The organism is Pantoea sp. S18 (assembly GCF_045689705.1).
Taxonomy (GTDB): Bacteria; Pseudomonadota; Gammaproteobacteria; order Enterobacterales; family Enterobacteriaceae; genus Pantoea; species Pantoea symbiotica.
The window spans coordinates 316,754-339,103 of record NZ_CP142689.1 but is presented as its reverse complement, the minus strand read 5'-3'; the positions used below and the strand labels follow the sequence as shown (position 1 = coordinate 339,103).

The 22,350-nt window shown below is 53.7% G+C and carries 21 protein-coding genes; 7 read left to right on the top strand and 14 right to left on the bottom strand.

Going from position 1 to position 22,350, the window contains the following annotated elements; all coding sequences use genetic code 11:
* Nucleotides 1-2: 2 nt before the first annotated feature.
* From VIJ98_RS21425 to VIJ98_RS21390, 8 genes are all read right to left on the bottom strand, one after another.
* A complete protein-coding gene (locus VIJ98_RS21425) occupies nucleotides 3-968 on the bottom strand; it encodes a BMP family protein (RefSeq protein WP_008108750.1) in 966 nt (321 codons plus the stop codon).
* 112 nt (nucleotides 969-1,080) lie between these two features.
* The gene (locus VIJ98_RS21420) at nucleotides 1,081-2,187 is read right to left on the bottom strand and encodes an LLM class flavin-dependent oxidoreductase (protein ID WP_323271409.1); all 1,107 of its coding nucleotides are present in this window, start codon (nucleotides 2,185-2,187) and stop codon (nucleotides 1,081-1,083) included.
* Between the two features lie 15 nt (nucleotides 2,188-2,202).
* Nucleotides 2,203-3,009 carry an alpha/beta fold hydrolase gene (locus tag VIJ98_RS21415; RefSeq protein WP_323271408.1) on the bottom strand — a complete coding sequence of 269 codons (807 nt, stop codon included), beginning with the start codon at nucleotides 3,007-3,009 and terminating at the stop codon, nucleotides 2,203-2,205.
* A gap of 318 nt (nucleotides 3,010-3,327) precedes the next feature.
* Nucleotides 3,328-4,215, bottom strand: a complete 888-nt coding sequence (locus VIJ98_RS21410; RefSeq protein ID WP_323271407.1) for a LysR family transcriptional regulator — start codon at nucleotides 4,213-4,215, stop codon at nucleotides 3,328-3,330.
* A 75-nt stretch (nucleotides 4,216-4,290) separates the two neighbouring features.
* The gene (locus tag VIJ98_RS21405; protein ID WP_323271406.1) at nucleotides 4,291-5,493 is read right to left on the bottom strand and encodes an XRE family transcriptional regulator; all 1,203 of its coding nucleotides are present in this window, start codon (nucleotides 5,491-5,493) and stop codon (nucleotides 4,291-4,293) included.
* 12 nt (nucleotides 5,494-5,505) lie between these two features.
* A complete protein-coding gene (locus VIJ98_RS21400; RefSeq protein WP_323271405.1) occupies nucleotides 5,506-6,177 on the bottom strand; it encodes a hypothetical protein in 672 nt (223 codons plus the stop codon).
* A 119-nt stretch (nucleotides 6,178-6,296) separates the two neighbouring features.
* Complete coding sequence (locus VIJ98_RS21395) at nucleotides 6,297-12,275, bottom strand: autotransporter outer membrane beta-barrel domain-containing protein (RefSeq protein ID WP_323271404.1); 5,979 nt, start codon at nucleotides 12,273-12,275, stop codon at nucleotides 6,297-6,299.
* Nucleotides 12,276-12,599: 324 nt separating this feature from the next.
* Complete coding sequence (locus VIJ98_RS21390; protein WP_061719524.1) at nucleotides 12,600-13,064, bottom strand: Lrp/AsnC family transcriptional regulator; 465 nt, start codon at nucleotides 13,062-13,064, stop codon at nucleotides 12,600-12,602.
* 234 nt (nucleotides 13,065-13,298) lie between these two features.
* On the opposite strand from VIJ98_RS21390, the gene VIJ98_RS21385 reads away from it, so the two are divergent.
* Nucleotides 13,299-13,721, top strand: coding sequence for a DUF2000 domain-containing protein (locus VIJ98_RS21385; protein ID WP_323271403.1), 423 nt, complete (start codon nucleotides 13,299-13,301; stop codon nucleotides 13,719-13,721).
* Here VIJ98_RS21385 and VIJ98_RS21380 read toward each other — a convergent pair.
* Entirely contained in the window at nucleotides 13,718-14,620 is a 903-nt protein-coding gene (locus tag VIJ98_RS21380) for an AraC family transcriptional regulator (RefSeq protein WP_323271402.1), read from the bottom strand. The genes VIJ98_RS21385 and VIJ98_RS21380 overlap by 4 nt on opposite strands.
* A 99-nt stretch (nucleotides 14,621-14,719) precedes the next feature.
* Here VIJ98_RS21380 and VIJ98_RS21375 point away from each other — a divergent pair, with 99 nt between their 5' ends.
* The 3 genes from VIJ98_RS21375 (at nucleotide 14,720) to VIJ98_RS21365 (ending at nucleotide 16,401) form a co-directional block, all read left to right on the top strand.
* A complete protein-coding gene (locus VIJ98_RS21375) occupies nucleotides 14,720-15,466 on the top strand; it encodes an SDR family oxidoreductase (protein ID WP_323271401.1) in 747 nt (248 codons plus the stop codon).
* 85 nt (nucleotides 15,467-15,551) lie between these two features.
* On the top strand, nucleotides 15,552-16,019 hold the full coding sequence (locus VIJ98_RS21370; protein ID WP_323271400.1) for a GNAT family N-acetyltransferase: 468 nt from the start codon (nucleotides 15,552-15,554) through the stop codon (nucleotides 16,017-16,019).
* A 10-nt stretch (nucleotides 16,020-16,029) separates the two neighbouring features.
* Complete coding sequence (locus tag VIJ98_RS21365; protein WP_154157547.1) at nucleotides 16,030-16,401, top strand: RidA family protein; 372 nt, start codon at nucleotides 16,030-16,032, stop codon at nucleotides 16,399-16,401.
* On the opposite strand, the gene VIJ98_RS21360 is transcribed toward VIJ98_RS21365, so the two are convergent.
* The 3 genes from VIJ98_RS21360 to VIJ98_RS21350 all read right to left on the bottom strand — a co-directional run bounded on the left by VIJ98_RS21360 (nucleotide 16,388) and on the right by VIJ98_RS21350 (nucleotide 18,599).
* The gene (locus VIJ98_RS21360) at nucleotides 16,388-16,810 is read right to left on the bottom strand and encodes an NUDIX hydrolase (protein ID WP_323271399.1); all 423 of its coding nucleotides are present in this window, start codon (nucleotides 16,808-16,810) and stop codon (nucleotides 16,388-16,390) included. The two genes, VIJ98_RS21365 and VIJ98_RS21360, sit on opposite strands and share 14 nt — an antisense overlap.
* Nucleotides 16,811-16,850: 40 nt before the next feature.
* Entirely contained in the window at nucleotides 16,851-17,354 is a 504-nt protein-coding gene (locus VIJ98_RS21355) for a DUF1543 domain-containing protein (protein WP_323271398.1), read from the bottom strand.
* Nucleotides 17,355-17,450: 96 nt separating this feature from the next.
* Nucleotides 17,451-18,599 (bottom strand): MFS transporter, encoded by a 1,149-nt coding sequence (locus VIJ98_RS21350; protein WP_323271397.1) that lies wholly within the window; start codon nucleotides 18,597-18,599, stop codon nucleotides 17,451-17,453.
* Between the two features lie 264 nt (nucleotides 18,600-18,863).
* Between VIJ98_RS21350 and VIJ98_RS21345 the strand changes: the two genes are divergently transcribed.
* Nucleotides 18,864-19,358 (top strand): MarR family transcriptional regulator, encoded by a 495-nt coding sequence (locus VIJ98_RS21345; protein ID WP_323271395.1) that lies wholly within the window; start codon nucleotides 18,864-18,866, stop codon nucleotides 19,356-19,358.
* Between the two features lie 91 nt (nucleotides 19,359-19,449).
* A complete protein-coding gene (gene cybB, locus VIJ98_RS21340) occupies nucleotides 19,450-19,989 on the top strand; it encodes a cytochrome b561 (RefSeq protein WP_258145730.1) in 540 nt (179 codons plus the stop codon).
* Here the strand turns inward: cybB and VIJ98_RS21335 are convergent.
* Nucleotides 19,986-20,864: an AraC family transcriptional regulator gene (locus VIJ98_RS21335; RefSeq protein WP_323271394.1), complete on the bottom strand. Its 879-nt coding sequence runs from the start codon at nucleotides 20,862-20,864 to the stop codon at nucleotides 19,986-19,988. The two genes, cybB and VIJ98_RS21335, sit on opposite strands and share 4 nt — an antisense overlap.
* Before the next feature lie 111 nt (nucleotides 20,865-20,975).
* Between VIJ98_RS21335 and VIJ98_RS21330 the strand changes: the two genes are divergently transcribed.
* Nucleotides 20,976-21,974 carry a class I SAM-dependent methyltransferase gene (locus tag VIJ98_RS21330; protein ID WP_323271393.1) on the top strand — a complete coding sequence of 333 codons (999 nt, stop codon included), beginning with the start codon at nucleotides 20,976-20,978 and terminating at the stop codon, nucleotides 21,972-21,974.
* Here VIJ98_RS21330 and VIJ98_RS21325 read toward each other — a convergent pair.
* A complete protein-coding gene (locus VIJ98_RS21325) occupies nucleotides 21,958-22,311 on the bottom strand; it encodes an MmcQ/YjbR family DNA-binding protein (RefSeq protein WP_154191524.1) in 354 nt (117 codons plus the stop codon). The genes VIJ98_RS21330 and VIJ98_RS21325 overlap by 17 nt on opposite strands.
* Nucleotides 22,312-22,350: the final 39 nt, after the last annotated feature.

The following is a 22,350-nucleotide window of genomic DNA, read 5'->3' as shown; positions in this document are numbered from 1 at the left end:
CGTTAGTCCTCAATCCTGACCTTGCCGGACTTGATGTCATCCATCACCTTAAACACTTTGTCTTGCACGGCTTTATCGACGTGAGCAAACGGCGTTGATAGCGTCCAGCCATTGGTTTTCAGGTTTTCGGTGATGATGCGATTGCCTAACTGGTGATCGGCGTAATGTTTGCCGATATCGGCGTAGGATTTATCAAAGTTCATCACCGTTGAGGTCATGATCGAATTGGGGAAGGATTTGGCTTGGTCGGTGTAGGAACCGATGGTTAACACGCCCTCTTCATCGGCGGCCTGCTGAATGCCGGCGTCAGCGGTGTCGGCTGATGGAATGACGAAATCCGCACCGCGCGCAATCGCACCGGTCGCAATCTCTTTGGCGCGCGCTACGTCGGTGAACGAGCCGACATAGGCAGAATCCACCACCACTTTCGGATTAACGTAGGCAGCCCCTTTTTTGATGAACTGCACGGTGCGCTCCGCCGAGGGAATCGGTTCGCCACTGATCACCGCTATATGGCCGGTTTTACTCGCGGATGCCGCCAATGCGCCGAGCACAAAGCCGTACTCATCCCAATCCACCGACCACGCCGAATAGTTCGGCAGATTGTTAGTGGAACCTTCGTAGGAGTAGAGCACGAACTGGGTGTTAGGGAATGAAGGCGCTACTTCTTTGATCGCCGCCGAGTAACCGGATGAGTGCGCGATGATCAGCTTCACGCCGTCCGACGCCAGCTGGCGCAATACCGAAGGCGCGGCTTCGTAAGTAGTGTGCTCGAGATAGCTCGGCGTGAAACCTTCTTTACTGGCCATCGATTTGAAGGCGGCATATCCCGCCATATCCCAGGAACCTTGGGTGACGGTTTGGGTGAACAGCGCCGCGACACGCGGTTTGCTGTCATCTGCTTGTGCCACCGCGCTGCAACCGATCGCAGCCGCTACCGCAACAGCCAACATCATCTTCATTTTCATCGCTCGACTCCTGGCAATCCGCATCGCGGAAAAGGTGGATTTGTTGTTGTGTGAATTCGTAGGGTGCGCATTTATGCGCACCTGGTTTATATGGTCGCCATAAATGGCGACCCTACGTGTTTTGGTAGGCTCGCGCGTTGGTGTTGACGCCGTGCTGCTCCAGCACTTCGAGCACCTCGGTGCCGACGATACGCAGATCGTCAATAAAGTCCGGCACAATCACCGTTACGCCATCCAGCTGCGCGCCTTTGATGATGGCGGCCAGCTTGGTGCCGATGGTTTCTGGCGATCCCACCAGTGCGGCGCGCGTCATCGAATTGCGCTGCTCGCCCTGCGAAACAAAGCGCTGCGCCATGGTGTTCTGCTTAAAGCTCTTATCGCCGGAGTATTCGCGCGTCTGGTTATCCAGCGCGATGGTGTCAACGCCCGCGTCATACAGCGCCACGCGCTCATGCGCTTCGGCATCGGTCGCGCCCGGTACGATGGTGAACAAGCCGTAGGTTTTGAAATCGGGTTTGCCCTGCTGCGCGGCCAGCTCTTTGGCACGCAGCCCGGTTTTGATGAAGTCATCATGGTCCGAACCGAGCATAAAGCTGCCGGTACAGTGATCCATGGTGAACAGGAAGCCACGATCCGACGCGCCCGCGCAGATAATTGGCGGCGGCGCGGCCGGTTTCGGGTTTGACATACAGTCGACCAGCTCGTAGTGCTTGCCTTTGTGGTCAACGCGATCTTCGGTCCACAAACGCTTCAGCACCGTCAGCCACTCGGCGGCCAGTTCGTAACGCTCGGCGTGATCGAGATCCATCCACAAGCCCATTTGCCCCTGATCGCTGGGATTGGAGCCAGACACGATATTCAGGCCAAAACGGCCTTTAGAGATTTGGTCCAGCACCGCACTCATTTTTGCCACTACCGCTGGATGAAACACCATAGTGTGAACCGTGCCCCACACGCCAATGCGGCTGGTGGCTTCGGCGATGCCGGCCATGGTGGTCAGGCTTTCCAGCGTCACGTCCCAATGCTGCGATGGGCCGCCGTAGCCGCGCCACTTCGCCATCGACAGCGCGAAGTCAAAACCGAGTTGCTCCGCGAGGATCGCCACCTGTTTGTTGTAATCGTAGGTCGCGGGCAGCTGCGGGCTGGTAGTCGAGGTGATCCAGCCGCCGTTGCCGACCGGCAGAAATACGCCGAACTCAACATTCTTCTTATCAGTCATGTCAGATTCCTCGATTCAGTTCGCTGGCGAGTGAAGGCTCGCCATAAAGTCGCGGGTAATTTGGTTAAACAGCGGCGTTTCGGTTTCCGAAAAACTGTGGCCGCCCTGCGGCACGATTTTCAGCTGCGCGCCGGGGATGTTTTCGGCCAGCAGCCGCGATTGATACGGCGGCGTGAGGATGTCATCTTGCGCGCACATCACCAGCGTTGGCGTCTGGATTTTTGGCAGTGCCGCGCTGGCATCGTGCGCCATAATCGCGTCGATGCGGCTCAGCACCACATCGCGCGCCGGAAAACGCGTGGCGGAGGCGAGCAGCGCGGGCGATAAAGTCTCGGCGTTGGCTTTAATATGTTCTGGCGGATAGAGAAACAGCGCGCTGCCGTGTACATACTCTTCGAGCGTGCTGCCAATCAGCAGCGCACGGCGCATGCGGAAGCACCAGTTGAAATGCATGTCGGATTTGGCCCAGCTGGCGTACTGCACCATACCTGCCAGCAGTTGCGGATGGCGTGCCGCCAGAATCTGGCCGATGGCACCGCCGGTGGAGTGCCCCACTAAAATCGGGCGATCCAACTCCAGCCCGGCAATCAGTGCCTGCAGATCATCCACCAGTGTTTCGATGCTGTACGGGCCAGCAGGATGATCGGATTGCCCCGCGCCGCGTTGATCGTAGGTCACCACGGTAAACTCGTCCGCGAAGGCATTGACCTGCGGCTGCCAGTACGCGGCGGTGCCGCCGAGACCAGATACGAAAATGATGGCCGGACCACGTCCCGCGATGTCGTAATGGGTGCGAATTCCGTTAGTCATGATGCTCGGCATCGTTTTCCCCTTAATGGATTTTTGCCTGTATGCAGCGATGACTAATAAGTACCACGCGCGTTTCCGCTAGCTGTAATATCGAATGCAGCACACGGCGTTGCCGATTTTAGAACGCGGTAAAGGGTGGCGTATTAATCAGGTCGCCATGAATGGCGTAATGCTCGTCAGTTAAGCGTCTTTCGGTCACCATAAATGGCGACCCTACAAAGGACTGGCGCGTTTTTCGTAGGGTGCGCATTCATGCGCACCTGCATACATATGCAAATTAATGCTTAACTGAGCGGCATTACGCCATGAATGGCGACCCTACGAAGCGCATCAATTAAATTCCCGGCACACATGTTTGAGAAACTGGTGGGCGGCAAAGGAGAGTGTGCGGTCGCGATGCACACAGATCTCGATATTGGCCGATTCCATCGCCTCGTTATCAATTGGAATGGCAATCAACATGTGCTGCTCTATTTCACGTGCAGCGATTTGTTTCGGCCCAATGGTTAAGGTGCGCCCGGCTATCGCCATTGCTTTGGTGAGTTCCAGATTATTGGTGTTCACAATCGATTGCGGGTTGAGATGCAGGCTGCGCGTGACTTTGTCGAAGGTTTGCCGCATGCCGAAACTGGACACCGGCAGCGCCACCGGATAGCCGCAGATATCTTCAAGACTGAGGGATTGATGTTGAGCCAGCGGATGCTGCGGTGAAACCAGGCACTGAATTGGTGCAGGACAGCGCTTTATGACTTCTATTCCGGGGCGGTCGCCCATGTTAAACACGATGCCAATATCGATTTCGTCGCGGATGATCGCTTCAATGGTGCGGTCGGACGATTCGCTGTTAATTGAGAATTGAATGGCCGGATAATTTTCATTAAAGCTGGTCATGATGCGCGGCAAAATCGCCTGCACCACCGCTTCAATCACCCATATTTTCACCTCACCTTCGCGCAGCCCTTTTAGGTTTTTAATCGACTCATGAATACGGTCGAGATCGCGGCACATCTTGCGCGTGAAGCGCTCCAGCATCATACCTGCGGGGGTTAAACGGATGCCGGTGTTGGTGCGTTCCAGCAACATTACGCCGAGCGTATGTTCCAGTAATGCGATCTGTCGGCTGATAGCCGAAGGCGCAACGTGCAGTCGATCTGCCGCCCGTCTGATCGATCCCGTGGCGGCGACTTCGTTGAAGTATTTATAGGTGTTGAGGTTCACTCACATCGCCCTGTGCATAGGATTTATCGCACAGGGTGATGCAAGAGTTATTCCAAAATCAGGGGATTACTGTTTTCAACGAGGTTTATTGTCGAACATATTAACTACGTTATCTTCATCTGAGTCGTTGATAGTTGCATTTCTTTTTGATTTCAATTTAGGTGTTAATTGCAAAACATTATTTTCTGAAAGGTAGCCTTGAGGCAAAGACATTAGATTTTCAACGTCAGTTGATGACATATCCAGATATTTAATAAAACTTTGCTTAGAGAATATCCCTTCATCCAAAAGAAGCTGTAAACTTCTTGGCAATAATCTTACTACCTCTGGTTCGTTCTGATCATCAAAAGGTTCCCCTTTACGCCAGCCCCGAGCGGAAACCTGTTTATACAGCCTTAAGTGCTCAACATCACTAATTAACAACAACTCTTTTGCGCGAGTAATCATTGATTGTGCAGACATCCCCCAACGCTGCTTTAAAGTGATAAAGTTTTCTAATGTTGGTCCAGGCGGCAATTCTACTGAAAAGGCTTCCTCGGGCAACATAAAGCAGGCTGCAAATTTATGTGCTTGTGCTTCAATTGGTTTAAAATTAACAATATCAAGGCGTTTAATAAATCGATGTAATACTAGATGGCCTAGTTCATGTGCTGCATCAAATCGACTTCTGAAATAATTATTTTTATCTGAAGCTAAAATTATATATGGTCGCGACTCACGTTCATTCCATTGTGAGTAGCCATCCATGACTGTGCTACCCTGCGCAAACCGTGAACATATAACACCAGCATTTTCAATAACTAAAAGCAAGTCAGCGAGCGGAGCTAAACCTAAACCCCATAATTTTCGACACTTGCTTGCCATAATTTCAATCATTTCATCATCAATTTGGCGATAGTCAGAAACATCAAGGTAAGGAATATTCACCTCTGGAAAATCAAGTTCTTCCTGAAGATGAGCAGAGATTTCTTGCAACCACTCCATGTAGTGTTCAGATGCTGCACACAAATCTTTCGCGGTATTAGCTAAAGTGCGGAAAAATACTGGATTGTTTTCATATAACGTTACTGGCTTAGTAAACCAGGAAGTTGGGCATTGTAAAATAATAGAAAGTGCAGTCAGCGCATCTGCATCTGGGGAATGATAACCACTTTCCCATTTTGTTATGGTCGACGGAGAACGCTCAACTAATCGTCCGAGATTGATTTTTGACAATCCTCTTGCCTCTCGAACTTGAGTTAAACGTTTCGGCTCAAAACCAGAAATACCCACTCTCATTTCTTCACCACACTAACCTTCTTGCTGCTTTAACCGCTTTTTTAACTGAGGAATAGCTAAATCCGGCAATTCAGGCACAGATTCAGGCTCGTTATATAATGCCAAAATATCGCTTATCGACTGATTATAATGATAATTATTGAGATTTGTGAACGGAACTGTAACCCGTAAATCCATCATAGTGCTTTGAGGTAAAACATAAGGCGGGTTCACGTTGACGATTAAAACGCCCAATGTGCCTTCTGGATGTGCCGGTATTGTAATCTCCTGAAATAAATCGGGCGTAAACCCCTCCAACTCACTATTCAGTTGTGCGATTAATGTTCTATGATGCGCTCGCTTAATTAGATGTTCATCGTGCTTAAGACCAATGCGGCTGACCTTTATTCCTCCAGACTGCACGATGCAGTAGTTTTCCCCTTTGGGTTCAGTCATGGCATCCGTACATACCAAGCCACTTGCAATGGCCGCTCTCCTGAACGCCGCGTTTAGAAAATAATGCCGCATTTGTGGTAACAATCTCACCTTCTCTGGGCGGTCAATTCGAGCCTGAGCACTTTCTACAATGGCATTTGCGTTTGCATAACTTGCTGCAAGTTCATCCTGCAAGTTCAACCAAAATTCACGTTCAAAAGAAGAAGTAAGCAATTTACTTATACTGCTGAAGATCTGCGTGCTTTCCATTTGGTCACCATAGTTTCGCTAAGCGGATTTTATCCTATTTTATTTTCGTTTTGCCTGCAAGATAGGATTCAGCGCTTTAGGAAGTAAACTGCTGATTATGGTTTTATGAAGTTACCTATTTAAAACGACCACCTCACGCCCGCGTTATAGCGCCAGCCTTTGGCGCCGTTGCCGTCGATCTCTTTGCGGTAATCGGCTTCGGCATACAGCGCGACGTCCTTAATCAGCGTGGCGCTGCCGCCTAAGCCAACATCCCACATCTGGCCAAACTTCCCGCTCTCGAAGGTTTGGCTGCCTTCCGCATCCGCCGAACCGATTTTGGTCTTTGCGGTGCCGCCCCAGCCTTTGTAGTAGTTGGCGCGAAGGTACGGCGTGTAGGCATTCTGGCTGGCGTCCAGCCAGGTGCGATCGAGTCGGGCGCCGAGTCGGCCGATGGTTTGATCGTAATCGTTGTACGACACGCGCGTGCGGTCGCGATCGGTGAAGCTGTCCATTTTCATCTGCAGCCAGGTGATTTGCGCCTGCGGTTCAAGCCGCACGCCGTTGGCGAAGGTAAACGGATAGCCCGATTCCACCGACGCCGTCCAGCCGCTGCCTTTAGGTGATGCCACCTCTTTCTGCCGTGCAATGTCGGTTTCACCGCGATACCAACCCCAACTTAGCGATCCATCGAGGTAGAATCCGCTGTCGCGCAGCCAGGTGCCGTACAGCGAGATGCTGTCGCTGTCGAAGCTGGTGGAGCTGTAACCGTCGGCTGCGTGAGGGCGAATGCGCGTATTACCGCGCGTATAAGCCACGCCGCCGCGCAGGCTGTCTTGCGGGCCGTCGGCGCGCAGCACGTTGCCGCCCAGTTGCACCGCGCTGTAATCCAAATCGAAGTCGTAGCCGTAATCGGCCAAACCGCGATTGCTTTGATATTTCAGATTGGAACCGAGATAACGGATAAACATCTCGCCGCCCACCGCATCGGGCGCGGTTTGCTGCTGACGCAATTCGCCAAGACGTTTATGCAGATCGTCGGTCACCGCCAGCGAGTAATAGGCCAAACCAACCGGCGCGGAGATGTAAGACGGCACCTGCGGCGTCACGGCCAGCCGCGCGGCACGCTTATTGCTACCCGCTTGCGGCTGGCACAGCGAACCGTCTTCACAGACAAAAGTATTTGCGAGTCGATAATCCCATATGCCCGCAGTGGAACTGCCCGGCGCGAAGCTGGCCAAGCCGTATTGCCACGGACCGGACGCCACATAGCCGCCCTTCAGCGCAAAGCTGGCGGCATTGGCGCTGCCGGTGACCTGCGCCAGCGACACACCTTCACTGGCGGCAATCACGCCATCGCTATTGCTATCTAACAGCGGGCCACCGACCAGCGTATCCTCAATTAAGGTGGTGCCAGATACATTGCCGTTCACGCGCAAGGTGTCGCTCTGCGTGGCGGTAGAGTTAAGTTTCAGGTTGCCGCCCGCCGATGCCAGTTCGCCATCAATGGTTAAAACATTCGCCGCCGCGTTGCCGCCGTTGGTGAGATCCAGCGTACCGGCGTTATTCACCACCAGCGAATCATCGGTCGCGCCTTGCAGCAGCGGATTGACGTTATCGCCAGCAAACAGCGTACTGCCAGCATCGATATTGATGGTGCTGTGCGCGAGTTTGATGTTGTCGGTTAGCGTCCATTTGGTGGCGAAGAAGTTGAGCGTGCTCCAGCCCGCGCCGAGGTTGGTGCCTTTGCTGGCATCATCGCTGGCAAATGAGCCGCCGCGCGCGGTTAGCTCGCTGAGGTTGAGCGTGCTGCCTGCGCCGTTTTCGGTGGTGATGTGGCGGGTGTCGGCCAGGCTAACTTTATGCACCGTCGCCTGATTCGTCGCGCCATTGCCCATTGTCAGGCTGCCGTTCAATGTGCCGCCGGTAACGATCAGTTCATCGCTGCCGTCGCCGGTATTCACATCGCCGATCACCGCGCCATCGAGCAACGCGATAACATTACTGCCTGCGCCGCCCGCCACCACCACTTGATCCGGGAATGGTGCGTTGATGGTTCCCTGATTGATGAACAGCGTTTGCCCGCCGCGCAGATCAATCAGCGGCGACACGCGACTTTGTGAACTGATGGTTCCCTGATTGATCACCTGGCTGGCATTACGGGTGACAATCGCCGAGCCGCCATCCGCATCGAGAATGTCGATCACGCCGCGCGAAATCACTCTTCCGTCGGTGTTAGCGCGAATGCCAGTACCTTCACCCGACACCACAATCGAGTAATCTTTACCCAGCACCAGACTGTTGGTGGTGCTGACTCCATCGACATTTTCGAAAAGGTAGCCTGTGCCGTTGCCAGCCACATTGATGCGCACTTTACCGTTGGGATCCAACGACGTCACTGAACGCACACCGTTGCCGCCGTAAACATCCAACACCACGTTTTTCAGGGAGATATTGGTGCTTTCGGCAATATTGTTGATCGCGCTGCCGCTGCTGTAGCTGAGAATAGTGATGTCGTTGGCTTCAAAGCCGCGAGCGCCTGGCTCCAGCCGCACGCCATCCGCACCGCCTCGCGCCTGAATGGTGCTTGCGTCCTGTCCATCGCCAACAATATTTAGCCAGCCAGCGTTACCGACGCGCACCGCTGCGATCCCATCATCGACCTGCAACCGGCCTTCTATCGGCACGTATTGGTTATAGCCGCTGCCGACATCGACACCGATGCCGGAAGCAACGTAGATGCTGCCACGGTTGGTCAAATGGCCGCCGTTGTAGATGCGCGCGCCGGTGCTATTGTAACCGGTGAAATTCACCGAGCCTTGCTGCTGATTGACGAGGTGCGCGCCTGAACTGACGTCAAACGCGGTAAGATTGTCGGCGCTGCCGGTGATGGGTGCGGCGACGGACACTTGCGTTCCGCCGCCGCTGGCGATTGCCGCCGTGCTGAATTCACCGTGCATCGCAATGTTACTGGTGATGAAAGCTTTTGCAGTGTCGCTGGCACGCAGCACGGTGACATTTTTGCCCGTGGTGAAGTAACTATCGGTGCTGGACACCAACGCGCCCGGACCGCTGACATCGATGCCGGTGATGCGGTTTCCATATAGCGCGACGCTGCCCGGCGTTGCGGCATCCAGCCTCGCACCATTAACGATCTCGTACAACAGCGCATTGTCGGCTCCGACTTGAGTAACGCCGCCGTGGGTGATCAAGCGCGTTCCGGGATCGGCGGCACGAAAACCGAATTGGTTGGGATCGTGAAACTCCACGCTATTGCCATCTCCCAACTCCAACAAGCCGCCAGCAAATACCGATCCTGCCATCGCGTTAGGGCCGTAAAGGTTAATAGTGCCGCTTTGGTAAATCCGCGCCAGCTCATTAAAGGCCACCACGCCTTTGCTGGTGAACAAGTTCATGCCATCGACGCTATACACGTTCAACAAACCGTTGTTAAAAATCTGCGTCAAGGTTTGCCCATCACCGTATTGCGGATCGCCATTGGCATACAGGCCGGTACTGTTGCCTGTCACGGTAATTACGCCACGGTTAAAGGCGAACGCGCCAGATTCCGCCCGAATCCCGGTGGTGTTTCTCCCACCTAAAGTGATGTCGCCGGTATTGATCAGTTGCGCCTGATTTTTGACGATCAGCGCTTCCTGATCGTTAGCAACACCACTCAGTGGCGCATGGTTGATCAACAACGTATCGGGATTGAACTGGGTTGCCGGATTGATAGCTTCGCCTTGTAAGGTGTATTTGTTGCCGTCGGCGATGGCGGCCGTCGCGCCGATGCCAAGCAACTTGATACGTGCGTTGGCATCAATGGTGGCTTGCGCACCATCGGTAATTTCAATGCCACGCGCATACATGCCAGAAATATTGAACCTGCCGCCATTCGTATTCACGTCGGTGTACTGACCGCTGCCGTACACGCCGGTCGCGAAGCTATTGGTCATCGACAGCGTGCGGCCTGTGCCATCGAAGTCTGCGCCATCCTCAACGCGGAAAATCGTGCCGCCGTAAACCGATGAGAGATAACTGCCGGTGGCGGGTAAATTGATTCTGGCGTTAGGACCAATGGCGTAAAAACTGATTTGTCGCCCGGTGAACAGACTTGAGCTGGGAACGGAAACGGGAATTGAATTGGCGCAGACATCAATGGCGGCACTGCCTTCCGCGCGAATACCAATGCCGTTGGTGCCGCCGAGGCGAATCGGCCCAGTAAGATTGGCGTACGCGGTGCCGCCGGGATCGCCCTTCACCCAAACCGCCGTGTTGTAGGACGTTCCGTAGCGATCGCCATCGCCGAGAACGTTAATCGCACCGCTGGAATATGCCTCTGAATCATTGCCATCACGTGCGATGACTTTAAGACCGGTGCTGTTGAAGCCATTCACATTGATGGATTCAGCATTGATCACTTTGTTGCTAAGACTGCCGGAATCGAGCACCAGCATGCCAACGTTTTCTGCCGGATTGGGTTGTGCCTGGCCGTTGATATCAATCACGCCGTTGTTGATGGTGACCGTGTGCGGAGCCAGTTCCACGCGCATGCCTGTGGCATTTTGCACTTTGGATCCGATAACAATATGGCCGTTATTGATGGCGCTGGAATCAAGCAGTTGCGAGATGCCGTTAACGCCGCCGCTCATGTTGACCGCGACATCTTGTGTGGCATCATTTTTGCGATTTTGCAGTGAACGTCCGATGTAAATCGTGCCGTCTTTGGCGTTCACAAAGCTACCTTGCCCATCACTACTCGGCATCACGCCAGACGCTGAGCCACCGTTGGAAACGTCGCTGACGCCGACATTGATATTACCGTGATTGACTACCTTGCTGTTGTAGGTGGTGATGCCCGCGCTGTATCCCGCACCAGGTTGCAGATTGATCACGCCACGATTGATAAATTTGCTGCCATACGCGGCGCTCACTGCGATTCCGCCGTTGCCGATAGTGTTGAGATCCACGCCTTTGCCATCAGCGTTATTAAGGAAGCCGCTGTTGATTACGCCGTTATTAAATCCACGCGCGCCCTGTAGTAATTCCAAACCCGAACCGGTGCTGGAAAGCTTGCCGTTGATAATCGCTTTCGCGCCGTTGCTGGCACGCATCACCGCGCTATCGCTGTTCATCACTTCGAGCGTTTTGCCACGATTGATTTTGACTGTCGCTTTTGGCCCATCAGCGCTGAGTACCACTTGATCGAATATCGGCAACGCCACTTCATCATCGTAATTGTTGGTGCTCATGCGATACACCACGCGGCCATCGCGCAGTTTAAAAGCTTTATTAAATTCGGTGTTGTAGTTATCGGTAATGATGTTGCCGTTGGAGAGTTGACCAATCAGCCAGTCATTGTATTTACGCAATTCGTAGAGATTAGTGACGTTGAATTGTGTGGTGCCACCATCGTAAGTGCCCACGCTAAATTCACCAGCATATTCCACTACGTTGCCGACATCGTAAGCTAAACGATCGCCACCATACGGCGTGGTGCCCGCGGTAAAGGTGATGCGGTTGTTAGAATTCCAGTTCAAATTCCCTTTCTTACTGGCGGTAAATAACTGGCTTTGCTTCGCTGCCATTGACCAGCTATTACTGGAGGAATTGATTGCGGCATCGTGCTTGCCGATATCGACGTTCAAGGTTCCGTTGCTGACTGACGCAACACGCGCATCGATATATTGTTTGTCATTAACATCAAAATAATCTGGCACGACGGTTTCGAGATTAACCGAAGGTAAATCAACCAGTTCTGCGCTATTAAACACCTGATAATTGACATAGGTATGATAATTAGGATCGAGAATGCCAATGGTGTGATTTTGCTGCCCAATTTGTAATCGTTCCGCACCAATCACATTGTCATTGATAATACGGCCAATCGATCGCAACTCGCCAATCGTAACGTTGCCCACGCCACTTTCACCGGGCGTGAAGCGCGGCAATCCGCTTAGGGTTTGCGTGCTGCCATTGCAAAGACAATAAGCGCCTACTTTATTGTCATTCATTTCAGGCGTGTAAGGTCTTAATATCGCAGCCGTTGTCGGCAACACAGGGAACATCATCCCTTGCGCCGCCATAAGGCTTAGTAACACCGGATTTAATTTAAACACGTTGTTTTCCTCATGCAGAGAAAAGACAAAACGCGTACGGCAGAATGCCAATACGCTTCAGAGGTATTTAAGTAATTGAATTATTTTGTTTCAGGTTTTTAATGTTTGAAATCGGATGAAATGAGTATCTACGCTAACGCAGGAAAACGTCTAATTTGAGTTAAGGAATTGTGAGATGGGAGAGATGATTTAGGAATTAAACCAGAACGTATTTATTATTAATCGGTTCTAATATTGCTTGCAGAGGATAATATTGATGCATCAGGTAACTGTGCGGAATTCAATAAAAACCCTCATCAATTCATAATGATTTATTCGATGCTTTTATTTCTCCAAAGGCCACGCCGCCAATCCCTTTATCTCCTTCAACACAAACATACTCTGCATCTCCTTTATCCCAGGCAATCTGCGAATAACTGACATGGCGAATTCCGCATACGCATCCATATCCGCGGCCACCACCTGTAATAAGAAATCCGCATCGCCGCCGATGCTGTAGCAAGAAACCACATTATCCAGCGCCATGACTTCTTGTTCGAATTTGCGCGCTTCGGCTTCGCTGTGGCTATCAATAGTGACGCGTACAAATACCATCACATTAAGGCCAATCTTTTTTCGATTAAGTACCGCGCGATAGCCCTGAATCACTTCGTCCTCTTCCAGCTTGCGCACTTTGCGCCAGGTTGGGGATGCGGAGAGGCCAATTTCGTCGGCGAGATGTTGGTTAGTGATGCGCGCATCCTGCTGCAACTGCTGGAGGATTTTGATATCTGTCTTGCTTAAGCTCATAAGTGGATAATCCTTTCCATATATTGGTGATTAAGGGATTTTTTATCCTCAATCAGTTCCTTTTGCAACGTATTCAGAAAGCACTTTCCTTTGGGGTTGCAGCATACTTTTTGTCTGGTGATTACCGACAGAGTCATTGCGCGGATGTGGCTAGGTCGCCATGAATGGCGACCCTACGGCGCACGCATTTTGCGCAGCGCGTACCTTTAACCCACTCAAAGTGAAGCCTGAATCATGGATTTCGACGCAAACACCCATCGCTGCACCATCGTGATCGATCAGCAACTGCCCGCCGGATTGGCGATGAACGCTTCAAGCGTTATCGGCATTAGTTTTGGAAAATTGGTAGGAAATTTGGTGGGGCCGGATCAGCAAAGCCAGGATGGCGTGAATTATCCCGGCGTCATCTACGCGCCGCTGCCGGTGTTATTGGCTGACGGCAATTACCTGCGCGAGTTGCAGCAAATCAGCGGCGCGGATAGCGAGATCTTTGCGATGCCGTTCAGCGCGCTGGCGCAATCCTGCAAAACTTACGAGGAATATAGCGAGCGTATTACTGACGCGCACAGCGATCAGATTGAGTTGGTGGCAATCGGTTTGATCGGCCCAAAGAAAAAAATTACCCGCTTAACCGGCAATCTGAAACTTTATCGCTAAACATCCTCTTCGGCGGCGAACCACGCAGGTGGCTGGCCGACGTAGCGACTGAATGCCACGCTGAAAGCGCTGGCAGATCGATAGCCGACGCGCTCGGCCACTTCTGCCACCGCCATGCTTTTGCCGCGCAGCAGATTTTTCGCCAGCGCCATGCGCCACGTCAGCAGGTAGACCATCGGCGCCACGCCAACGGCTTCACGGAAACGCACAAAGAATGATGAGCGTGACAGCGCAGCGGCTTTAGCCAGTTCGGCCACCGTCCAGCTGTGCGCAGGATTGGCATGGATAGCGCGGATTGCTGCCGCCAGTCGTTCGTCGGCTAAGCCGCTCATCACGCCCGGACACGCGTTGCAGATTGGCATCGATCGCAGCGCTTCTATTAATAGCAGCTCCAGTAAACGTTCCAGCACCACGTGACGCGCCGGACGCTGCGCGCGGCATTCATCCATCACTAATTCCACCAGCGTGGTCAGGCGCGATTCGCCGCGCACGTGAATAAACTGCGGCAGCAGCGAGACAATCAATCCGGCATCGGGCGCGCCGAACTGGCAATAGCCAATCAGTGTTTGTACGTCGGCGGGCTGCTGCTGATCGCCAATCCAGAATTCGCCGGGCGCGAGCATCTGTGGCGTGGTTTCAGGTGCATCGTCGGCGGGTGGTTCGGCGCTGGTCATGCAAAATTCCCATGCCGCCGGGATCAACACAAAATCACCCTGCTCCAGCGTGATGGGCTCATGCCCTTTCATCTTCAACTGGCTGCGACCTTCCAGCACCACACAATAGAACGGCTGACCGGTTTCACTGCGCTGTACGCGCCAGCGGCCATTAGCACGCGCGCGTTTGGAAAACGCCGCTTGCGGCTGCAGCAGCGACACCATTTCCGCTAAGGGATCGATCATTTGGACTCCTGCGAATGAAAGCTGGACGTTGCGTTGTAGTGAGTCCAGCAGGTTGACTCTATAGTGATCGTCTACCCCAATGCAACGCAGGAGTGAAAGATGAAAACGATTCTAATCACCGGCTGTTCGTCCGGCTTTGGTCACGCCACCGCGCTCTATTTTCTGGAACGTGGCTGGAAAGTTATCGCCACCATGCGCACTCCGCGCGCCGAGTTATTCCCGGCGTCGGAAAATCTGCGTCTGCTGCCATTGGACGTCAGCGATGCCGCCAGCATCGAAAATGCCGTCGCTGCGGCGGGCGATATCGATGTGCTGGTGAATAACGCCGGGATTGGCGTGCTGTCATCTCTGGAAGGCACGCCGATGTCGACGGTACGTGAGGTGTTTGAGACTAACACGCTCGGTACCATCGCACTGACGCAGGCTGTGCTGCCACAATTTCGCGCGAAGCAAAGCGGCACGGTGATCAACTTAACCTCGACGGTGACGCTGAAATCGCTGCCGCTGCTGGCGGTTTACACCGGAAGCAAAGCGGCGGTGAACGCCTTTACCGAATCGCTGGCTTTGGAGTTGCAGCCTTTCAATATCAAGGTGCGTCTGGTGCTGCCGGGTTTGGCGCCCACCACCGATTTTGGCAAGAACGCCATGCCGCGCATGGAGAACACCCAGCTTGAGCCGTATCAGCCGCTGTTAGATGGCGTGTTCAGCGCGATGCAGCAGCCGCAACCAACCACCAAAGCGCTGGATGTGGCCGAAGCGGTGTGGCGCGCAGCGACCGATCCGCATGCTCCGATGCGCATTCCCGCCGGTGAAGATGCGGTGGCGTTGGCGAACGAAGTGGGCTGATGCGCGATGCCAGGCAGCGCAGTTTGCCTGGCAACGTTAACATCGCTATGTTGTCACTCTCGCCTGTTACCTTTTAGGACCTTGAATGCACAACATTAGCCTGTTAGCGCAACAGCCACAGTTATTGGATGCAGTGACGCAAATGCTGCATCGCGAATGGTCGGATTTCCCCAACTGGCGTGATGCGGCGGTGATTCAGCAGCGTTTGCAGGCGCGCAATCAAGCGGAGGCAAAAACGCTGACGCTGGTTGCCACCACTTCCGATGGCGAATTGATGGCGACCGCCAGCATTATTCATTACGAACTGGACGATATTGCTGAGCGCGAATTTTGGCTCGGCGAAGTGATTACTGCAGCTGTACATCGCGGTAAAGGGCTGGCGAGTGCTTTGGTGACGCGCTTGATTACTGAAGCGCGTCTGCGTGGGATTGCCGCGTTGTGGCTGTATACGCCGGATCAACAAGCGCTGTATCGCCGCTTCGGCTGGCAGGATGTGGAGCAGCGCGTGATGGCTGATGAAGAAGTTACGGTGATGGTTCTTAAAATCGTTTAAGGAGAAACAGATGCTGATGCGTAAAAACTATCCGCAATTGGGTGAAGTCAAAGCGCCTTACGTGCATGCGGTTAAGCACAATGAAACCTTGTATGTTTCTGGCCTGACCGCCTTCGGTACGCCAGCGCAGCAATCCGATATCGCTGCGCAAGCAGAAGCCATTTTCCAGCAGTTGCATACCATCGCGGCTGAGGAAAAGAGTTCGCTGGAGAAGCTGATCAAGGTGACGATTTTCATCACCTCATTTGATGAGATCAATGCCTTACGTGCCGTGCTGTTTAAGCATTATGGCGACCATCTGCCCGCCAGTTCGCTGGTACAAATCAGTCAACTTTTCTCGCCAGATTTGAAAATTGAGATCGAGGCGATTATCGCGCTGTAGCCAATGCTTTTAGCGCCGCCATTCCATCGCATGCGATCCAGGTGCGCAGCGGCGCAAACAGCGGTTGCGGTAGATCTTCCGGGGCAAACCATTGCCAGCCGTGGCACTTTTCTGGCTCCATCAACTGCGGTTCGCCGATAGCATCCTGCGCTACCATCAGCAGCGTGATGTAGTGCTTGTTGACCTCGGGAAACACATCGCTAACGAACGCGCCATTATGCAGTTCACCAAGTTGTAAGCCGGTTTCTTCCAGCACTTCTCGACGCGCGCAAGATTCCGGCGATTCGCCAAACTCCAGATGCCCGCCCGGCGCAGACCAGTCCCCCGCACCGTGACTGCCTTTGCGTTGTCCCAATAACAGTTTCCCGTCGCGGAAAATTAAAACGCCGATTCCCACTTGTGGTGACATTGTTGCTCCTTGTTTTGCCAGGTCGTCATGAATGACGACCCTACGATCCAATGGGTTGATAACCTTGCCATTCTGGGCGGAACGGTTCGCCATTGGCGTCTGGCGTAAGATGGATGTAGAGATCGCCCACCTTCTCCAGCAGCAAACAATCATCCACATCTTTGAGATTGTCTTTGTGTTGATGATCTGCGCCGGGCAGCAAGTTCGCTAAGCCTTTGGCTTTGGCCTCTTTGACGTTCTCCGCCACAAACAGATCGAACGCATGCAGTTCCGCCAGCGTCGAAGGATGGTAAGCACCGGCATTGACAAAGAAAAGCTTTTTACTGCCCGTTGCCGGTTCTGGTGAGAGTGAAACGCGATAACCATCGGCCCAGGTAATGCGGGCATAACCATCGACGTGGATTTTGTCGGCATCACCAAACCAGGCTTCACGCAATGCGGGCCAAGCGTCTTGCGGTTTTTCAGCGGCAACGAATTGGATGTCATGCACTTCGATGTTGGATTTTCCGGCATTACCGCCAACGTAAAAGATGAACAGGTTCACGTAGTCATTTCCTTTTGTTAAACAAAGAAGAGTGTGCGGAGCGTTATAAAACAACATACATAACGAGACAACCTTTTCATGCCGCAACAATGCCGTTTATCTCTGCGGTTTAAACCGCAGCGCCATCACCATCAGCAGCACAATGCCCACGCTCATGATTACCCACGCGCTATCCAGTGAAGCGGCGCGGTCACGCACGATGCCGGCGATCAGCGGCATTAACGCCGCCAGCAAGTAGCCGCCGCCCTGCACGAAGGAGAGCAATGCGCCCGCTTCTTCCGGCGTAGTTGCGTGGTCGAGCGTGACGATCAGCGAGAGGGGAAACAGCGCGCCAATGCCCAATCCCAGCAGCAAAGTTGGCAGCCACGCCTGCGCGCCGCCCAGCGTTAGCAAACTGATCAAACCCAGCAGAATCAGGGTTAACACCACCAGCAACGGACGGCGACGATCGCGGAAGCGATGTATCAGCGCCGACAGCACAAAGCCCGCAGCCACTTCCGTCAGCGTCAGCGCGCCCAACACGTAGCCGCTCTGCTCCGGTTGCCAGCCGTGCTGCATGTAAAACGGCGGTAGCCACGCCAGCACTAAAGTGTACGCGCCGGTGCCGATACCAAAGAAGATCATCAACAGCCAGGCACGCGTCGAGCGAGCGGCGCGTGGAGGTGGATTGCTTTGTGTCGGTGCGATGCCGCGTGAAATCGTCAGCCACAACAACAGCGCGATGATTGCGGGCACGACCGGAATCGCCAGCGTTAACGCTAAACCTTGTGTATTCGCCAACGGTGCGGCGCTGGCGGCGGCAATCGCTGCACCCGCCATAATCCCGGTGGTGAACAGCGCCATTAGCGTGCCTGCTTTTGCACCGAAGTGACGTTTGATCTGCGCGGGCATCATTGCCTGAATTAAACCTATTCCGCTGCCCGCCACCAGCGCGCTGATAATTAACATAGTGGCGGATTGGTCGCATCCACGCGCAATGCTCGCCGGCGCCAGCAATACCAATCCGGCAGCGATACCGCGCACTTCGCCGAGCCGACGCAACAGCAGCGGACCGGCCAGCGCCGCCAATCCCATCATGATCACCGGCAATGTGGTAAGCAAGCTAAGCTGCGTGGCGTTGAGCTGCGCGTCGCGCTGCAGTAGCGGAAACAGCGGCCCCATCGCCGCCATAATCGGCCGTAAATTCAGTGCGATAATAAAAACCAGTAAGGCAAACATCCCAACCGCAGGTAAAGTACGATTCACTTTGCATCTCCTTGCACATTAAAAGTATCTTAACGTTAAGATACTTTTCGTGGCAGCAATAGCCCATGCGCACAAAGCAACAAATGGGGATGAGATGTGGTCGCCATAAATGGCGCTTTTTTCGGTCACCATAAATGGCGACCCTACAAAGAATTAGCGCGTTTTTCGGTCGCCATAAATGGTGACCCTACAAAAGATTGGCGCGTTTTTCGTAGGGTGCGCATTCATGCGCACCTTCTCACATGAAACTCAGGAGTTAGCCGTTTGACCGATCATGTCGATTTTGTAGTGGAACAGTGGGCCAGCGCGATGCCGGAGCTGGATGCGTCGTCGATGGCAGTTTTTGGTCGCATGCTGCGCATCATGAAACATCTGGCGAAAACCCGCGCTGAAGCGATGGCACCGTTTGGCTTTCGCGATGGCGAATTTGATGTGCTGGCGACGCTGCGGCGCGCAGGCGCGCCCTATCGCTTATCGCCGACGCAGCTGTATAAATCGTTGCTGGTGACATCGGGCGCGATGACCAATCGGCTCAATCGGCTGGAAGACGTGGGTTCGATTGTGCGCGTTGCCGATCCCGAGGATAAGCGCAGCATGCTGGTGGCGCTCACCGATGGAGGCTTAGCAAAGATCGAGCAGGCGCTCTTGGTGCACACGCAAACGCAGAACAGCCTGCTGGCAACGCTGGATGTCTCGCAGCAAGCGCAGCTGAAAACCTTGCTAAGTCAGTTATTGGTGGCAACTGAAGCGGAAAAGTAAAAACGTTGTTGCTGATGCGTCAAAATATGAATTAATTCAGCACATTTTCCCTTAAAGTAATCGTCCCGCCAGGCATTTTTACGGATTAGAGATGAGCAATAAATACGCCCCATCGCAGATTTTTCTTCATTGGTTGACCTTTCTGTTGGTCGTCACTGCGTATTGCACCATGGAATTTCGTGGATTGGCGACGCGCGGTTCGTGGCAAGGCTTTGCGATGATCATTGGTCACTTCAGCGCAGGAAGTTGTGTGCTGGTGATTATGCTGTCGCGCATCCTGCTGCGTTTTCGCCATCGCAGCCCGGCGATTGTGCCCAAGCCGCCGCATTGGCAAACCGGCCTGGCGCATCTGATGCATCTGGCTATCTACGTGTTTTTCATCGTCTTACCGACGCTGGGGATTCTGTCGCGTTTCTATATGGGACGAACCTGGTGGATTTTCGGTATTCCGATGCCGGTAAGTGGCGATCCAGATCCGGATTTCGCCGATACGATTGCGGGCTGGCATGAAACCCTCGCGCCTTATGGCTATTGGCTGATCGGCATTCACGCCGTTGCCGCGCTGGCACATCATTATCTGTTCAAAGACAACACATTAGTACGCATGATGCCATCGCGTCGCCAACGTTAATTCCTCTTTTTCCGCCCGGTAATCGCACTTGCCGGGCGGCCAAAATAGCGCTGGAACGCCACGCTGAAATTACGTGGATGTTGATAGCCAACCTGCCACGCCGCCTGCGCAACCTGAAATCCCTGCTCCAGCAAGGTGTGCGCGTGCTCCATGCGCATTTGCAACAGCATCGCTCCTGGCGTGCAGCGAAAATGCTGCTGGAAGCCCTTCTTCAACTGGTAATCACTTAATCCCACGGCTGTGGCTAATGTTGATAAAGAAAAGGGTTGCGACAGATGTTCGCACATCCATTCATGCGCCTGCTCCAGACGCTGCACGGTATGCGGATGCAACCTTGTCACATCGCTGCATTGCAGCTGTAGTTGATGCCGATGCAGCGCCAACAGGCTTAGCGCCTGAATCTCCAGCATCAACGGATCGTCATTAATCTGCGCAAGTTGTGCCACCGTGGCGTGACCAAAACGGCTGAAAAGATGGCGTTTAAGCTGCGGCTGGAATAGTCGTTCAGCCTGCTCATCGCCAAAATAGTGGCTAGCGCTGGCGACGTTAAGAATCAAACGCAACTGTTGCACGCGTTCGCCTGCGCGATATAGCCGCTCGCCCGCACTGTGCTGAAAGCTGGTGACGGTAAGGTGTCCGGCGCTAAAGGCAACTTCGTGACCACTGCTAGCGCGGAAACGCGATTCTCCGCTCAGACCAAAGGTCAGCACCAACTGCGGCTGGAGATGTACGGCTTGCGACGATTCGGTCAGCGCCGCCAACGGACGATAATCTGATTGCACCAGCCGCATACCACGCGCCAAATCCAGCTGGCGCACGCGCAAATCGCCCAGTTGCGGCGTATGTTGCCGCCAGTGCAGCATTCTGTTTTGCATTCCATCATCCTCGCGCAGAGTTAATCCGCCGTATCGCAGACAAATGAGAATAAATTGCATTTGAGTGAAAGGCTAGTCTGTTGTTCTGACTCAATGACCCAGGATTCTGCCATGTCTTCACCGTTACCCATTCTCGATGATTTACTGGCGCAGCAGGCGCTGAACGGCGCGATTGCGCTGGCATTCGACAACCAACTATTTGATTTCCTCAACCTTCCCGCCAATGCCGCGCAGGTAGCTGAGCATTGCGGCTGGCGATCCGCGCCGGTTGAACATCTGCTCAGGCTGTTGTGGAGCAGTGAACTGCTTTCACGTGAAGGAGAAAACTATTTTGTCGCATCTGATGCACGTCAATACTTGTGCCGCGCAGGCGAGCGCTATATCGGCGCTGCGTGGCGCTATCGTCATCAAACATTGCAGCAGTTTGTTACGCGTCTGCCGCAGTTATTGCAGCAAGCCGCGCCCGGCTGGCATGATCCACTGCAAATCGATACTGCCTGGGCCGATGCCGCGCTGCACCAAATTGCGCAGGAGCAACGCGCGCTCAGCGCTGATACCGCCTGCGCGATTGCGGATAAATTGGCCGATTTTCAGCGTCCGGCGCTGTTGCTGGATATGGGCGGCGGGCCGGGATTGATCGCCATCGCACTGGCGCAGCGTTTTCCCCATCTTTCAGCGGTGGTGCTCGATTTGCCGCAAACCGCCACTGTGGCACAGCGCAATATCGAAAGAGCCGGATTAACCGATCGCTGTTGCGCGCTGGCGCAGTTCGCGGAAAATCGACAGGTTGATATTATCTGGAGTTCTTCGTTTCTCTATTTCATCGAGGATAGAGAAGCGATGCTCAGGAAATGGTTTGAACAGCTCAGGCCGGGCGGATTATTGATCAGCGCGCATGCTGAAGTGCCCTGCAACCCAGCCGACGCGCGCCGCATCTTGCCGTTCTTCACGCCATTGATGATGCGTGGTTACAGTGTCACGCAAGAGGGCGAATTGGCACTTCAGTTACAACAAGTGGGATTTGTGCTTGAACAGGAACAGCGACTGCAACCGTTCCCAATGTCACCGCTTTATGTGCTGCTGGCGCGCAAGCCTAAAACGTCAGACTAAAGCTGTCATCCAGTAGCGCCAGAATCTCGCTGTCCGGCAAGCCGTTCTCCAGCGTGATACTCAGCCAATGCTCTTTGTTCATGTGGTAAGCCGGATAAACGCCGGGCAGTTGGCGCAGCGATCCAACGAGTTCGGGACGCGCTTTGATGTTCATCACGTCAATCACCGGCCCATCCGGCAAACCGAGTTTGTGACTCTCCAGCGGGAACACCAGCGCAAACCATTTGCGGTGCCGGGGATGACGCAGCACCGCATATTCGCTGTGCTTTTTCCACGGATAATCGGGTTCTACCTGATAGTGCTGATTAATGTAGTCGAACAGCTGCTGGCGTTGCATGCATCCTCCGTGGTGAATCGCGCCTAAATAAAGCACGTG

Excerpts from the sequence above, each read along its gene's own strand:
- VIJ98_RS21425 (WP_008108750.1), bottom strand. The coding sequence starts at position 968 with ATGAAAATGAAGATGATGTTGGCTGTTGCGGTAGCGGCTGCGATCGGT.
- VIJ98_RS21420 (WP_323271409.1), bottom strand. The coding sequence starts at position 2,187 with ATGACTGATAAGAAGAATGTTGAGTTCGGCGTATTTCTGCCGGTCGGC.
- VIJ98_RS21415 (WP_323271408.1), bottom strand. The coding sequence starts at position 3,009 with ATGCCGAGCATCATGACTAACGGAATTCGCACCCATTACGACATCGCG.
- VIJ98_RS21405 (WP_323271406.1), bottom strand. The coding sequence starts at position 5,493 with ATGAGAGTGGGTATTTCTGGTTTTGAGCCGAAACGTTTAACTCAAGTT.
- VIJ98_RS21400 (WP_323271405.1), bottom strand. The coding sequence starts at position 6,177 with ATGGAAAGCACGCAGATCTTCAGCAGTATAAGTAAATTGCTTACTTCT.
- VIJ98_RS21390 (WP_061719524.1), bottom strand. The coding sequence starts at position 13,064 with ATGAGCTTAAGCAAGACAGATATCAAAATCCTCCAGCAGTTGCAGCAG.
- VIJ98_RS21385 (WP_323271403.1), top strand. The coding sequence starts at position 13,299 with ATGGATTTCGACGCAAACACCCATCGCTGCACCATCGTGATCGATCAG.
- VIJ98_RS21380 (WP_323271402.1), bottom strand. The coding sequence starts at position 14,620 with ATGATCGATCCCTTAGCGGAAATGGTGTCGCTGCTGCAGCCGCAAGCG.
- VIJ98_RS21375 (WP_323271401.1), top strand. The coding sequence starts at position 14,720 with ATGAAAACGATTCTAATCACCGGCTGTTCGTCCGGCTTTGGTCACGCC.
- VIJ98_RS21370 (WP_323271400.1), top strand. The coding sequence starts at position 15,552 with ATGCACAACATTAGCCTGTTAGCGCAACAGCCACAGTTATTGGATGCA.
- VIJ98_RS21365 (WP_154157547.1), top strand. The coding sequence starts at position 16,030 with ATGCTGATGCGTAAAAACTATCCGCAATTGGGTGAAGTCAAAGCGCCT.
- VIJ98_RS21360 (WP_323271399.1), bottom strand. The coding sequence starts at position 16,810 with ATGTCACCACAAGTGGGAATCGGCGTTTTAATTTTCCGCGACGGGAAA.
- cybB (WP_258145730.1), top strand. The coding sequence starts at position 19,450 with ATGAGCAATAAATACGCCCCATCGCAGATTTTTCTTCATTGGTTGACC.
- VIJ98_RS21335 (WP_323271394.1), bottom strand. The coding sequence starts at position 20,864 with ATGCAAAACAGAATGCTGCACTGGCGGCAACATACGCCGCAACTGGGC.
- VIJ98_RS21330 (WP_323271393.1), top strand. The coding sequence starts at position 20,976 with ATGTCTTCACCGTTACCCATTCTCGATGATTTACTGGCGCAGCAGGCG.
- VIJ98_RS21325 (WP_154191524.1), bottom strand. The coding sequence starts at position 22,311 with ATGCAACGCCAGCAGCTGTTCGACTACATTAATCAGCACTATCAGGTA.